At 46.2% G+C, this 14,100-nt stretch carries 11 protein-coding genes; 8 read left to right on the top strand and 3 right to left on the bottom strand.

Going from position 1 to position 14,100, the window contains the following annotated elements; translation table 11 throughout:
- Window positions 1–3: 3 nt before the first annotated feature.
- Entirely contained in the window at window positions 4–1,302 is a 1,299-nt protein-coding gene (locus E0698_RS07455) for a hypothetical protein (RefSeq protein WP_192511135.1), read from the top strand.
- Between the two features lie 190 nt (window positions 1,303–1,492).
- Here the strand turns inward: E0698_RS07455 and E0698_RS07450 are convergent, their stop codons facing one another.
- Together E0698_RS07450 and E0698_RS07445 are read right to left on the bottom strand one after the other, a co-directional pair.
- Window positions 1,493–2,257 carry an HAD family hydrolase gene (locus tag E0698_RS07450; protein WP_192511134.1) on the bottom strand — a complete coding sequence of 255 codons (765 nt, stop codon included), beginning with the start codon at window positions 2,255–2,257 and terminating at the stop codon, window positions 1,493–1,495.
- 64 nt (window positions 2,258–2,321) lie between these two features.
- A complete protein-coding gene (locus E0698_RS07445; protein ID WP_134914773.1) occupies window positions 2,322–3,239 on the bottom strand; it encodes an ArsR family transcriptional regulator in 918 nt (305 codons plus the stop codon).
- Between the two features lie 440 nt (window positions 3,240–3,679).
- Here E0698_RS07445 and E0698_RS07440 point away from each other — a divergent pair, with 440 nt between their 5' ends.
- The 5 genes from E0698_RS07440 to E0698_RS07420 all read left to right on the top strand — a co-directional run bounded on the left by E0698_RS07440 (window position 3,680) and on the right by E0698_RS07420 (window position 9,097).
- Window positions 3,680–4,837: an MFS transporter gene (locus E0698_RS07440; protein WP_192511133.1), complete on the top strand. Its 1,158-nt coding sequence runs from the start codon at window positions 3,680–3,682 to the stop codon at window positions 4,835–4,837.
- Between the two features lie 82 nt (window positions 4,838–4,919).
- Window positions 4,920–5,645: a phosphonate ABC transporter ATP-binding protein gene (locus E0698_RS07435; protein WP_134914771.1), complete on the top strand. Its 726-nt coding sequence runs from the start codon at window positions 4,920–4,922 to the stop codon at window positions 5,643–5,645.
- On the top strand, window positions 5,642–6,976 hold the full coding sequence (locus E0698_RS07430; RefSeq protein WP_134914770.1) for a hypothetical protein: 1,335 nt from the start codon (window positions 5,642–5,644) through the stop codon (window positions 6,974–6,976). Before E0698_RS07435 ends, E0698_RS07430 begins: the two co-directional genes overlap by 4 nt.
- 1 nt (window position 6,977) lies before the next feature.
- The gene (locus E0698_RS07425; RefSeq protein WP_025682710.1) at window positions 6,978–7,676 is read left to right on the top strand and encodes a response regulator transcription factor; all 699 of its coding nucleotides are present in this window, start codon (window positions 6,978–6,980) and stop codon (window positions 7,674–7,676) included.
- Window positions 7,673–9,097 carry a sensor histidine kinase gene (locus E0698_RS07420; protein WP_192511132.1) on the top strand — a complete coding sequence of 475 codons (1,425 nt, stop codon included), beginning with the start codon at window positions 7,673–7,675 and terminating at the stop codon, window positions 9,095–9,097. Before E0698_RS07425 ends, E0698_RS07420 begins: the two co-directional genes overlap by 4 nt.
- A gap of 97 nt (window positions 9,098–9,194) precedes the next feature.
- Here E0698_RS07420 and E0698_RS07415 read toward each other — a convergent pair whose 3' ends face one another.
- The gene (locus E0698_RS07415) at window positions 9,195–10,421 is read right to left on the bottom strand and encodes a glucose-1-phosphate adenylyltransferase (protein ID WP_192511131.1); all 1,227 of its coding nucleotides are present in this window, start codon (window positions 10,419–10,421) and stop codon (window positions 9,195–9,197) included.
- A gap of 238 nt (window positions 10,422–10,659) precedes the next feature.
- Between E0698_RS07415 and glgB the strand changes: the two genes are divergently transcribed.
- Window positions 10,660–12,582: a 1,4-alpha-glucan branching protein GlgB gene (gene glgB / locus E0698_RS07410; RefSeq protein WP_192511130.1), complete on the top strand. Its 1,923-nt coding sequence runs from the start codon at window positions 10,660–10,662 to the stop codon at window positions 12,580–12,582.
- 54 nt (window positions 12,583–12,636) lie between these two features.
- Window positions 12,637–14,079, top strand: coding sequence for a glycogen synthase GlgA (gene glgA, locus E0698_RS07405; RefSeq protein WP_192511129.1), 1,443 nt, complete (start codon window positions 12,637–12,639; stop codon window positions 14,077–14,079).
- Window positions 14,080–14,100: the final 21 nt, after the last annotated feature.

The following is a 14,100-nucleotide window of genomic DNA, read 5'->3' as shown; positions in this document are numbered from 1 at the left end:
AAAATGGATGCGATTAAACTGGCGAGCACCTACTTTTTCGGAACTGAAGATTATATTTTATCCAATAGCATGATCGCAACGGTTACTTTTAAAAGAAGAATCGACGCTGAAAAATTGTTTTTCAGCTACCGTTCGCTCATCATGGACAATCCTTTGCTGCAAGCCAAAAGGGTGGAACAATTCGAAAAAGACACGTTTGTATGGGGGCGTTTTTCTCGGGAAGAGCTGGAACAATTTCTGGAGGCTGAAAAGGTGAAGCTTTCCCAATATTTTACGGAGGAGGAGGTACTGGCTCAGTACAGACCGACCAATGTCAGACTTCCGTTTCGTATTTACCCTATAAATGAATATACAATGATATTTGCGATGAACCATGCAGTGGCTAATGGGCTAAGCTTGGTTTTCTGGATCAAGAGATGGCTGGAATATTACTCAGGCGAACCAGATTCCGAGCCGGAAAATAAGGCGGCAAAGGGCGACGTCTCCAAAGACAGGCTGTTGCGTATGAAAAGAAGATTTTCCGCTTTTATGTGGATGCCGGTTTTTGTTGCAGGTTTTATGACCAGGGTTAGGGGAAAAGGGACAGGCGCTGGCGAAACCGTTGATTTGAGTTACGGCAGAAGGCCGGAGCAAGGCGGCGGTTATGTCAAAAAATCGTATAGATTCAGCAAAGAGGAGACTGGTGAGATTTTACGGCGATGCCGGAGCCTAAAAATGACATTAACCGAATACATCTGTTATCGAATGACTGAAGGACTACTACAGCATGCTCCCGGCAAGCAACGCGTGTTTGTCTCCATGCCTATGGATTTGAAGTTTCTGCATAACTACTCGCCGGAAACTATGCACGGCAATTACGTCGCAAGCCTTCCAATGCAATTTTTCCGGGATGGAAATTTGGAAAAACAGGTGAAATCCGCGTTCAAATGGTTCAAAAGAGGGGTTCCTTATGCGTTGTCGCTCTTTTTTGCTTCGTTTTCCAATTCATATCGGAAATATAAACAACAGTGTCTTGAATTGGTTATGAAAACAATGCCTGAAAGATTCCCCCTGTGGAATTTTACCATCACCTTGTCCAATCTGGGAGTCATATCGTATCCGATTATGGAGGAATGGGTGGATACCATCTATTTTTCCATCAAAAACCAGTCGTTATTGCTCACAACGGCTACGCTTTCGGGACGTTTAATGATGGAGGTCAGCGTATTGGAGAATCTTTACGATTCGGAAGAAGTCTTTGGTCTTTTTGCCCGAATTTTATCTGTGGAACATTTGTTGAATGGTTATCCCCCTGTCAAGTAGATAAATAAAAAAAGACTAAGCAGCCAGCGCGTGCCGATCGATACTTAATCGGCGCGCGCTGTTTGAATTTGACTGAAATCGTTGGCAGTTTTAAAAGTAAAAAAATATCCCCTCCAAGTTCTCTCTAGCCTCATGATACCATGTGGACCTTTTTTGAGTGTCTACTTGAAGGGGATATTAGCGGTGCTATCTAGCCGAGAGTCCTTTTTTGTTGATGCAATTGAATGCTTTCGTGTATCACTCGGGGTACTTCTGTTAGCTTCTGTATCGTATACATCACGGAGTTAACGTTTTTTTGCAGCTCTACCATATTGTAAACCCATTCCTTGGCCTGCTTGAGATATACAGCATGAATGCCTGCCGCAAGGGCGGGTGATACATCGGTGCGCAGAGAGTTACCAATCATCCAGGTGATGCTTCGATCAAAGCTATTCATCTGGATAATTTCCTCCAGAGCCTCGACATTTTTATGCTGACGAATGTAGATGCGATCATCAAAATAGTTAGCCAGCTTCATCTGTTCAATCTTCTTTTCCTGAATGACCTGCTCACCGCCGGTGTACAGATGCAGGGAATGTCCAGCTTTTTGGAGCGAATTTAACGTTTCGACCATCCCGGGATACGGTTCGATTTCCTGCTCGTACACACTTCGCCCAAGCGAGCGAAGCTCCTGCTCTTCCCGCGGATTGGTACGGCGTCCAAACAGTTCCGAAAAAAAGTGGTACGTATCAATCAAGGACTGTGGAAAATGCTCGCTGGCAAAGCCCACCTGATGCACTCCAGCTACATCAATTTCGATTTGCTTTTCACGAATTGTATTTTTCGTCAGGTTATGGGCTGCAAACCATTCCTGAAGCAAATCGAAAAAGTGGTTGAGAATAAGGTCGAAATACTTGTTACAGTGGACCAAAGTGTCATCAAGATCAAATAAAATATGCTGCTTCGGATACGACATGTTGCATACTCCTTCCAAGCCAACGCTTTAACGATGTTCGTTATAACTGAGGGTGCAGTTTAAATTACAGTCCGATATAGGATTCCAAAAATACCTGTAAATCAGCCGCTCCGTCGGGGCGAATGCTGAATTTTTCCTTGTGATAACGTCCAATGTGGATACGGAGCAGACCAGCTACTCGTAAAATCATCATATCAGACATGAGTGTGTCTTCCAATCGGCTCAAATCATGACGCATATCTTCGAGGGATTTAGGGCCTTGAGCCACATAACGCAGAATCCGCAGACGTTGTGGGTCATTTACCGCCCGGGTCAGCCGAAGCAGGAGTGTAGGAGGTTCTTCCTCACTTTCTTCGGGAACGTCTACCGGATACTGTATCAGCAGCATACGGGTATAAAAACAGTACGAATTAATCGGACGATTATGGACGACTGGAAATAGAACAACGGTATCCAAATCTTCCATATGAGGCACGATCAGTCCGGCTGTAGCGTATTCAACCAGTGCTTCCGGCTCCATTTTGCTCAGCAGCATGCGTTTTTCTGCAGCGTCTTCCTCTGCCAGCACACGCAGTTCGCTTTCCATGGCCCGAAAATAGTCCCGATCCCATAATTTGAGGAGAGGGGCATACACCTTGCGAATGCGTAAAGATTCTTCAAAGGTTAAAAAAGGAACATGCGGTACAATCAGCTCGAACATGTCTTCATCCGGGCCGTTGTCCAAATAAGCGATATAATCGGATATTTCATCCGATTCCGGTCGAAGCAAAGCCCAAACATAAAGCGCGTCATAATCGCTAAAAGGGCAATCCTGCGCCGTAGCAAGCTCGGAGCGCACTTCGTTTTGCAGCCGTGCATCCACCTTGTCGATCCACTCATGACCCAAATCCATGTCGTGTACCCATTTTTTGGTTACATAGGCCATAAAGCTGCCGAGTAATTCGTAAATTGGAGAAGTGTCTATTTTAATTTGATAACTCATGGAATCAAATGCCTCCTATTCTGTCTTCGAGCCCAGAGCGGTGAACGTAATTAAGCCCGTCCATAAGCACAACATGAGCATTTTGAAATTGCTCACTTATTTATTATGGCTTGTTCTGCCGGGCATTGTCCACTATAATATAAAATAGTGCGCTGTGACGTGATTCGGTTCGGATTGAACATACAAGGCTCCCTAACGATGCGGAGTTGGCTACTTATCAGACATGCTTTCCGTAAAATCGTCATCTTAGATGGCGATTTTTTTCATCCTTTCTTTTATACACTAAAAATACCGGAATTTGCATGTAGCTTGGTTGTGTTTGCGTGACCGCTATACATAGTAATAAGAATATCTATTGATTATGGAATCAAATGCAAATCATTCCTTAACATTCATTTTACGATATTGATATTTTATATGTTATATCTGGAGGAAGCATAATGTCGTCGTCCATGCGGGTGCATTACTTTATCTTAATTGCGGTTATTGTTGTGGCCGGACTGTGTCAAGGGCTACTGCTGCCGATTTTGTCTATATCTTTGGAACAGATGGGAGTTTCTTCTTCGCTGAACGGAATGAATGCCGCAGCGTTGTATATTGGTTCATTTGCTATGACGCTGGTAGCTGAACGGACATTGGGATGGTTGGGCTTCAAAAAGCTGATGGCTGGAGGGCTTGTGCTTGTGCTTTTTACGCTGCTGCTATTCCCTCTAATCCCCGATATCCGGGTGTGGTTCATACTGCGATTGCTAGTCGGAATCGGGGACAGTGCATTGCATTATTCTGCCCAACTGTGGATACTGCTGGTGACTCCGGCAGAGAATCGTGGGCGCAACATTTCTTTTTATGGCATGTCCTACGGTCTGGGGTTTGCATTGGGACCGCTTGGATTGTGGTTACTTGATTACGGGATGCTGGTTCCATTTGCAGCGCTGGCCTTGCTGTGCTTGCTCGTTCTGCTGCTGGTGCTCATCAAGCTGCCGGATTCCAGACCGGAAAAGCTGGAAACCGAGGCGCGTCCAGCACAAAGATTCCGGTGCAGCTATAGATGGGCATGGTACGCGCTGCTGCCTGCATTTTTGTACGGTTATATGGAAGCCAGCCTGAACAGCAACTTTCCGGTATATGGTCTTCGCATTGGCTTTCATACCGATGAGATTGCCGCGTTGCTGCCCTTTGTCAGCTTAGGTGGATTAGTACTTCAACTGCCGCTAGGTATATGGAGTGATCGTTGGGGCCGTAAAAAGGTGCTTATAAGCGTAGGGATAGCGGGTGGATTGATCTTTATGTTGATACCGTGGAGCGGCAATCATTTTATGCTGACATTAGTATTGTTGGCGGTGGCAGGCGGTTTGGTCGGCTCCTTTTTCTCCCTGGGTCTGGCCTATGCTGCTGATATGCTACCCAAATCGTTATTAGCCGCCGCCAATGTGCTGGCATCCTTTCATTTTAATCTGGGAAGTGTGATTGGACCTAACATTGGCGGGGCGCTACTGGACTATGGAACCCAAGGCAGCATGTTTCTGGTTCTCGGGGGCAGCTACATCGTTTTCGGGTTGTTGGGATTGTTATTCCGAAAAAGAATATCGACGGCATAAAACTGCGGTTTGCATGGTATTTGTTTCACATTTACTATAAACTATAGACAGTATTGATGGCGGACAAAGGGGAATCACAAAGATGATCAGAATACAGAAGCTGACCAAGCAAGTGGGGCCAGAACGGACCCCGTTACTTCGCGGGATTAATGCTGAAATTCACCCGGGCGAACTGATAGCCGTAGTGGGACCGAGCGGAAGTGGAAAAACCACACTGCTGCGCTGCCTTGCTTTGCAAGAGCCATGGGAGGAAGGCAGTCTGATGGTGGACGGCCATGATGTGCTGAAATCTGGATGGACGGGCAAAATGAAAATAAAGCGGGAATGGGCATACCTGGAGCAAAATCCGCATTTAAATATGAATCGGACCGCTCTCAAAAATGTGCTGATCGGCAGATCGGGTCAGACTCCATTATGGAGAATGGTGACCGGAATGGTGCGTTCTGACGATTATATGGGAGCAATGGACGTGTTGGAGGAACTGGGCTTGCTGGATAAGGCCCATGACAAATGCGACAAGCTTAGTGGTGGTGAGCGGCAAAGGGTAGCGACTGCACGAGCGCTCGTTCACGGAGCCAAGGTCATTTTGGCTGATGAGCCTGTAAATGGACTTGACCCGACTTCAGCAGCTCATGTGATGGATACCTTCCGAAAGCTGTGCTCAGACGAACGGGTGACCGTAATCACCGTACTGCCGCTGGAAATGGCTGAACGCTTTGCTTCACGCATATGGGGATTGAACGGCGGCGAACTCGTATTTGATATTCAGGGCAGACGACTGACACAGGTGGAAAAGAACAAATTGTGAAGGGGACGGCAAGTGGAGTGAAAATGATGTTGTTGAGAATATTAACCGGTTGCTGTGTATCACTGCTCCTTGTTGGATTTTTAAGCGGCTGTAATGTCATTAGTGACCCGATTTCGCTGATGCAGTCACCGATGATGTCTGACGAGAAACAGCAGTTGAATGGTGCAGTGGTTACGCAGCTTGGAATGGTGCAGCCTCTGCGCCCAAATGACCCCGATGACCCGACGCCGATTCGTACGGGGGATCTGAACAATGATGGTACAGACGAAGCGGTACTTTTTTATGAAACGCCAGATGAAAGTGTAAAAATACATGGAGCGTTGTTCGAGGATCAGAACGGAACGTGGGTAAAGAAGCTGACGTTTGACGGAGAAGGTACTGTACTGGAATCGTTCAAACTGGTTGATGTAACGAATGATGGTACGCTAGATATTGTAGCAGGCTTTTCCAGCGGGGATAGCGGTGATGGTAACGATCAGAAGGGACTCATCGTGTATTCTTATACCGGAGGAACTTTGGAGAAAATATATGCTACTGGTTATACGGACTTCGTCGTAGACGATTTTAATCATAACAAGATGGACTTGAACGGGGACAATTTGAATGACTTGACGATTATCACGCTGCGCCGTAATGAATTTTTCACGGTTAAAACATTTCAATTCAGCGGGGGAACGTTTAAGGAAATCGGATCGCTGGATTTGGACAGTCAGACGCTTAGTATCTACAATGTCGTTGCTGGTAAGGTAGCCGAGGGCAGGCAGGGTATCATTATAGATACCAAGATTGCCCAGACAACTACGGTGTCCAACGTCATTGTGATGGACCATAGCAAGCTCAAAAAACTTGATCTCATGGATGTGACCTTTAAGGATGCTACCATTACAAGCGGTGATGTGGATGGTGATGGCATTCTGGAATTTGGCAATCTGGAGAAGCCGAAAGGATGGTCCAACAGGCCGCTGGATGAAGTCCCGTATTTTGTCTCGTTCTATCAGTGGGATGGTGCAAAGGGGACGATTTTCAAACAGCAACAGTATCGCGACTCCAATGATCAGATCTATTTCAGACTGCCGAAGGAACTGCACGGCAAGGTAACCATTGATCCGAAAGTATCAAAGAAGGACAGCTATTTGCGGTTCATTCTGGACAATACAGACAAAACGATTGCAGAAATTAAATATTTCTCGTTGTCGCAATGGGAGCGAAACAATGAAGGATATAGCCAGTTATGGCGAACCAATGCACAGGTGATTGGAATCAAGCGATCCAGTGAGCTGGAACCACGTAAAACCATTAAAAACAAGTTGGGGGAAAGGCAGGTAGAATAGAGTGAGTAAAGTTTTAATCATGGAAGACGAGGAATCCATTCGCAGCTTTATCGTTATAAATTTGAAACGAAACGGTTTCGAGGTGTTGGAGGCGTCGGATGGGCATGAGGCTCTTAATATTTTGAACACGGTACGGGATATTGATATCGCATTGCTCGATGTAATGGTGCCGGGCATGGACGGTTTCGAGGTCTGTCGAAGAATTCGAGAAACGAATGAGCGAATTGGTATTATTTTCCTCACGGCGAAGGTTCAGGAGCAAGATAAAGTATATGCCCTGTCGGTAGGGGCTGATGATCATGTCAGCAAGCCCTTCAGCCCGACGGAGCTCATTGCCCGTATTCAATCGCTGCTGCGGAGGGTAAATGTACACCGCGAGACGGCAGCCAAAGTATCCTTTCAGTCCGGTCCGTTCACGCTGGATCTGATTGCCAAGCAATTTAAGAAAAACGGGCAGCTGATTGAGCTGACGCCAACAGAGTTTTCTCTGATTCAATTTTTTCTTGAAAAAGAAAATACACCGCTCAGCCGGGATGTTTTGCTTGACCACGTGTGGGGCAAGGAATATATGGGCGATCCAAAAATCGTGGATGTGAACATCCGGCGGTTGCGTCAAAAAATTGAAAACAATCCTTCTGAGCCCGCCTTTTTGCAAACGGTTTGGGGACATGGATATAAATGGAAAGGTCAGGCTCAATGATTAAAAAAGGAATTCGCAGACAGATTGTGCTTCACTATTTTTTTGTGGTGTTCTTGGCGCTTCTGTTGGTAGAAACCATTTTCATGTTTGCAATCCGGGGGTACTACTACGACACGATTTATAAACACATCGAAAGCCGTATTGAATCAGTAGGTGAGTTTGCACCTAAATTCAAAGACCCAGAACAGTCTTTGCAATCGTATTTGTTGAATACATTTTCTTTGCCCAACACGGAATTTCAATTACTCGATGAACAGGGAAATGTAATTGATAACTCGACGAACTTCGCGGCAGATATAAGTGTGCAAACGAGCGATGTGCCACAAGCGTTAGCGGGGGATACGGGTAGCTGGATCGGGAAGCAACCGGGTACGGGACAACAGGTGATGGCGGTATCCAAAAAACTGGACAATATTGTCGGAGATCAGGTCTACATTGTACGGTTTACCACCTCTCTGGAAAAGGTCAACGACAAGCTGTTTACGATTACGCTGTTTTCCCTTGGTATCATGGCAGCTGTACTAATTATTGTATTTGTGGTCAGTACAGGTCTCGCTAATTCCATCGTTAGGCCGATTAACAATATCCGCGATGTATCAGCTCAAATGGCGCAAGGACGATTCGATGCACGTATTAAAGGCGATTATCGTTATGAGTTGGGTGAGCTGGCTTCGACACTAAACTACATGGCGCAAGAAATTGTCAGAACGAATCAAATCAAAGATGATTTTATTTCATCCATATCTCATGAACTGCGCACGCCGTTGACTTCCATTAAAGGCTGGAGTGAAACGTTAGATTCCGGCAGCTTTGACCCAGAGGAGACGAAGATTGGGATGCGAATTATTTCCAAAGAAACTGACAGGTTAATCGGTCTGGTGGAGGAAATTCTCGATTTTTCCAAGCTGGAGCAAAACGCAATGAAGCTTGTCATGGGAACAGTGGATCTACGGGAGCTTTTACAGGAAGTTATGCTGAACGTATGGGCCAAGGCGGAAATGAAGCAAATTAAACTCCAACTGGACTCGGAGAAAACAGCATATCTGGTTCATGGCGACGGCAACCGTCTGAAACAGGTGTTTTTAAACATTGTGGACAATGCCATCAAGTTTTCGCATGAAAGCTCTATTATTTTTCTGTCTCTGCAACGGATCGCAGACAACATTGAGGTATCTGTGCAAGACACAGGAATCGGGATTAGCGCGGAGAATCTTGCCAGAGTAAGAGACCGCTTTTTCCAGGTAGATCATCAGAATGGTGGTACGGGATTGGGATTGGCAATCTCACAGCAGTTTGTGGAGCGCCATCAAGGGCAAATGCTCATCAAGAGTGAATTGGGAGCAGGCGCCACCATTACAGTTTCATTGCCTGCATTGCAAGCCGAGCAACCCGTAGAGCCACCGCAACTCACTCAAGGCTAGTTATGTAACCTAAAAGTTAGTTAAACAGATTTAAATTAGAAAAACAGCCAGCACCTCACTATAGCGGGGTGCTGGCTGTTTGACGTTTTTCGTTCCATTATGAAGTAAAACCTTCAGCTCGCAAGCGTGTGTTGCGCTCATAAGCTTCTTTCAGCATGCGGGCCGTTTGTGGGCGTACCGCCATTTTGCCGAACACTGTTTCATTCGGTCCGATAACCAAAATTTCACTCGGGCTACCCTTGATGACTGCACCGTCACGAATTACAGCACCTTCCCCGATAATCGCGTGCTCAATATGCACATTACGTCCGATACGGGTGTTAGGCATAACGATACTTTCTTTAATAGCTGATCCTTTACCTACCTCGACGCCGCTAAATACGACGGAACGTTCGATTTGACCTTCTACTTGGCAAGAATCATGTAGGAGGCTATCCAATGAATCTGTTTTGCGGTTAGATAGCTTGTGTGCGCTCAACCTTGTACGTCGTTCACGCGTATACATAGGCCAGTCCTTCCGTTGAAGGTCAATGGCGCAATCCTCTTGCAACAGATCCATATGGGAATCCCACAGGCTTTTAACAGTACCTACATCCTTCCAGTAGCCCTGGAATTCATAAACGAATAGGGATTCTTGATCCGCCAGCATTTTTGGAATGATGTCTTTACCAAAATCATGGCTGGATTGGGCATCTTCTGCGTCCTCAAGTAGATATTTTCTCAGATAATCCCACTTGAATAGGTAAATGCCCATGGAGGCCAGGTTACTTTCCGGTTTTTCTGGCTTCTCGGCAAATTCTGTGACACGCAAATCCTCATCGGCACTCATGACTCCGAATCGGTGCGCCTCATCCCAAGGCACTTCCATAACGGAAATCGTAGCCACTGTACCTTTTTCTTTATGGTAGTTCAGCATTTCACGATAATTCATATAGTAAATATGATCACCGGATAAAATAAGCACATGCTCCGGGTTTTGGCTGTCAATATATTCGATATTTTTATGAATGGCGTCTGCCGTTCCCAAATATTCAGCGTTGTCTGTATTATAAGATGGAAGTAAGGTAACTCCCTTGTCGTTCGTTTTGGTAAGACCCCAAGGAGTTCCATCCCCAATATGCTCGTGCAAGGATTCCGCCTCATATTGCGTCAGCACACCTACAGTATCGATGTCTGAATTAACACAGTTGCTGAGAGGAAAATCGATAATTCGGTAATGACCGCCAAAGGGTACGGCGGGTTTTGCAATCGTTGAAGTAAGGGGAGCAAGACGGCGTCCCTCTCCGCCTGCCAGCAGCATGGCAATGCATTCTTTATTAAACATTTTGTTTCCCTCCCGGTTTAGTTGTCTGTTGTAGTACATACATAAACGGTATGGGGTGCTCTTGAAACCATCAGGTGTATAAGATCCCCCAAAATTTAAGGTTTATTTTTTTCATAGTCATTTTTCTGTTCATTGTGGCTAGAATGGGGTAATAACTCAAGTCAGCTTTGACCGGAATGTAAATGCATTTCCGAATCATACATTTTGTACGAAACAAACATATAAAGGTGGTGACGTGATGACAGACCAAACTCTCCCGCAACAGGCTGTATCGCCGGAAGATATTTATTTGTTTCACGAAGGAACGCTTTATCACAGCTACCGATCTTTGGGTTCCCGCCTTACTGTGGAGAACGGAGAACAGGGCGTCCGTTTTACGGTCTGGGCTCCTCATGCTCTCCATGTCGGGCTTGCTACAGATCGTAACAACTGGAATGGGGAACAGGATTCCTTATATAGAGTTCCCGAATCCGGCTTTTGGAGTCGTTTTTTTCCGGGTATATCCCAAGGAACTTTTTACAAATATCATATTACGGGTGCAAATGGTGAATGTTTTCTAAAAGCAGACCCTTACGCGGTACGCGCAGAATTAAGGCCGGCAACGGCTTCCGTGGTCGCTTCACTGGAGGGCTATGTTTGGAACGACGTGGCTTGGCGGCGTAAACGGAGAGAGCCTTATGGAAAACCTCTTCATATATACGAGCTGCATTTGGGCACCTGGAGACAAAAAGAAGACGGTACATTTTATACATACAGGGAAATGGCTGAGCTTCTTGTGCCCTATGTAACGGAAATGGGTTATACGCATATCGAGCTTATGCCGCTCAGTGAGCATCCGTATGATCTTTCCTGGGGATACCAGCTTACGGGATATTTTGCGCTGACAAGCCGTTATGGGGAACCGCATGATTTTATGTACTTGGTGGATCGTTGTCATCAGGCGGGCATTGGGGTGCTTATGGATTGGGTTCCGGCTCATTTCGCCAAGGATGCTCATGGTTTGAGACTGTTTGATGGATCGCCGCTGTTCGAATACGCGGACCCGCTAATTGCAGAAAAGCCCGGCTGGGGAACGCTGACGTTCGATTACAGCAAGCCGGAGGTGCGTTCTTTCCTGATATCCAATGCGTTGTTCTGGATGGACGTGTACCACATTGACGGCCTGCGCGTAGATGCTGTGACGAGTATGCTGCGGCTGGATTTTGAAAAGCCGGAGGGTCAATATCGTTTTAACTCCAAGGGAGGTATTGAAAATGAGGAGGCTATTGCCTTCCTTCAACAACTGAATGAAACAGTCTTCCGCTATTATCCGTATGCGTTGATGATGGCAGAGGAGTCCAGTGCATGGCCGATGGTGACTTCCCCGGTAAGTGATGGAGGACTCGGCTTCAATTACAAATGGAATATGGGCTGGATGAACGATACGCTTGATTATATCGAAACGGATTTCGATCAGAGACCCGAGCGCCATAATTTGCTGACGTTCCCCATAGCCTATGCATACAGCGAGAATTTTACACTGCCGTTGTCGCACGATGAGGTCGTTCATGGTAAAAAGTCGCTGCTTGATAAAATGCCGGGTAGCTATGAACAAAAATTTGCCGGGCTTCGAGCACTTCTCGGTTACCAAATCACCTCACCGGGTAAAAAGCTGTTATTTATGGGAGGGGAATTCGGCCAATTCATCGAATGGAAAGATGAGGAGCAGCTTGACTGGTTTCTGCTGGAATATGACAGCCACCGTGAGCTGCACGCTTTTACGAAAGCGCTGAATCATTTGTATATACAGGAAAAAGCATTATGGGAGCTGGATCATTCGTGGGATGGCTATCAGTGGATTGAGGCAGAGGACCGTGGGCAGAGCGTAATTACGTATCTGCGTAAAGGTAAAAAACCGGGAGATACACTGGTCATTCTCATCAATTTTCAGCCTGTGGCAAGAGAGCACTACCGAATTGGTCTGGAAAAATCAGGCAGCTATATCGAGTTGCTGAACAGTGATCATTCGGACTTCGGTGGTAGTGGTCAGTTGAACACCGAAGTGTTGCGCACGACCAAGATCCCTTGCCATGGACAACTGCACAGCCTGGAGGTGACCATTCCGCCGCTGAGCGTCGTTATATTGAAGAAAGCATCCCGGAGGGCTAAAAAGGTGGATTAATCCATGTTACAACTGGTTTAAAATAGGGTTGAGGTCATTAAGGAGGAAGCATATATGAAGATTCTATTTGCAGCAGCAGAAGCACATCCATTTATTAAAACAGGCGGGTTGGCTGATGTCATTGGTGCACTGCCGAAGGCCCTTCTTCAGGCAGGGTGCGACGTTCGAATCATTTTGCCTAAATATGCGGGGATTCCCGATACTTATAAGAAATCACTGCGTCCGGTAACGGTCAAGCATGTCGCTGTAGGCTGGCGTGATCAGTATTGTGGAGTAGAGGAACTGACGCTGGACGGAATTAAGGTTTATTTTATAGATAATGAATATTACTTCGGTCGTGACGGGATTTACGGTTATATGGATGATGGCGAACGCTTCTCCTTTTTCAACCGGGCGATTTTGGAAGTATTGTCTGATTTGAATTTCCAACCGGATATTTTGCATTGTCATGATTGGCATACCGCGATGGTGCCGTTGCTATTGAATGCCAATTACCGTCATTTGCCCTTTTACAGTGATATTCGCACCGTGTTTACGATACATAACCTACTGTATCAGGGGGATTTTCCATATGAGGTCTTAACGGAACTGCTGAATCTCGACAGTAGCTATTTTACCCCTGAGGGTGTGGAGTATCATGGCAGACTGAATTTTATGAAGGGCGGGCTGACCTACTCGGATCATGTCACCACAGTAAGTCCTACCTATGCAGAGGAGATTCAGACAGAATTTTACGGGTATGGGCTGGAAGGGCTGCTGCGTAAGCTGGGAGAGCAGGGGCGTTTATCGGGTATAGTGAACGGAATTGATACCAAAAGCTACAATCCTGCTACGGACAATCGTATTTATACGAAGTACCGCACCAGTCTGGTCAAGAAAAAGGAAAACAAGATCGGTCTGCAAAAGGAACTGGGTTTGCCGGTACGACCGGATGTGCCTTTAATTGCGATGGTAACCCGACTTGTGGATATGAAGGGACTGGATCTGGTAACAAGGATACTTGATGAGATCATGTACTATGATGATATTCAGTTTGTCGTGCTAGGCACGGGAGATCCGGCCTTTGAGCACTGGTTCCGGGAAGCGGCCGGACGTTATCCCTTGAAAATGTCGGCACAGCTGGCATTCAGTGAACCTTTGTCCCGTAAAATTTATGCTGCAAGCGATATGTACCTTATGCCGTCGAGGTTTGAGCCTTGCGGGATCAGCCAGTTGCTGGCGCTTCGCTATGGTAGCATTCCCATTGTACGGGAAACGGGCGGTCTGAACGATACCGTACATGCCTACAACGAGTCTACAGGCGAAGGGAACGGTTTTAGCTTTAAAAACTACAATGCACATGATATGCTGCATACGATTCGTCGTGCGGTTGATTTTTATCGCCAGCCTGAGCATTGGTCCAAGCTTACACACACTGCTTTTGCAGGAGAGTACAGCTGGGATGTGTCGGCGGGAGCGTATCTGGATATTTACCGTTCACTGATTGGAAACGAATGAACTGAGTGTACTGGGTAAAAG

It is taken from the genome of Paenibacillus sp. 23TSA30-6 (genome assembly GCF_014858585.1).
Taxonomy (GTDB): domain Bacteria; phylum Bacillota; class Bacilli; order Paenibacillales; family Paenibacillaceae; genus Paenibacillus.
Note: the sequence above shows the minus strand (reverse complement) of the source record. Positions and strands in the feature narration are given on the sequence as shown.

Bases quoted from the DNA above. Each gene is read 5' to 3' on its own strand.
- E0698_RS07455 (WP_192511135.1), top strand. From the start codon at position 4: ATGGATGCGATTAAACTGGCGAGCACCTACTTTTTCGGAACTGAAGAT.
- E0698_RS07450 (WP_192511134.1), bottom strand. From the start codon at position 2,257: ATGTCGTATCCGAAGCAGCATATTTTATTTGATCTTGATGACACTTTG.
- E0698_RS07445 (WP_134914773.1), bottom strand. From the start codon at position 3,239: ATGAGTTATCAAATTAAAATAGACACTTCTCCAATTTACGAATTACTC.
- E0698_RS07440 (WP_192511133.1), top strand. From the start codon at position 3,680: ATGTCGTCGTCCATGCGGGTGCATTACTTTATCTTAATTGCGGTTATT.
- E0698_RS07435 (WP_134914771.1), top strand. From the start codon at position 4,920: ATGATCAGAATACAGAAGCTGACCAAGCAAGTGGGGCCAGAACGGACC.
- E0698_RS07420 (WP_192511132.1), top strand. From the start codon at position 7,673: ATGATTAAAAAAGGAATTCGCAGACAGATTGTGCTTCACTATTTTTTT.
- E0698_RS07415 (WP_192511131.1), bottom strand. From the start codon at position 10,421: ATGTTTAATAAAGAATGCATTGCCATGCTGCTGGCAGGCGGAGAGGGA.
- glgB (WP_192511130.1), top strand. From the start codon at position 10,660: ATGACAGACCAAACTCTCCCGCAACAGGCTGTATCGCCGGAAGATATT.
- glgA (WP_192511129.1), top strand. From the start codon at position 12,637: ATGAAGATTCTATTTGCAGCAGCAGAAGCACATCCATTTATTAAAACA.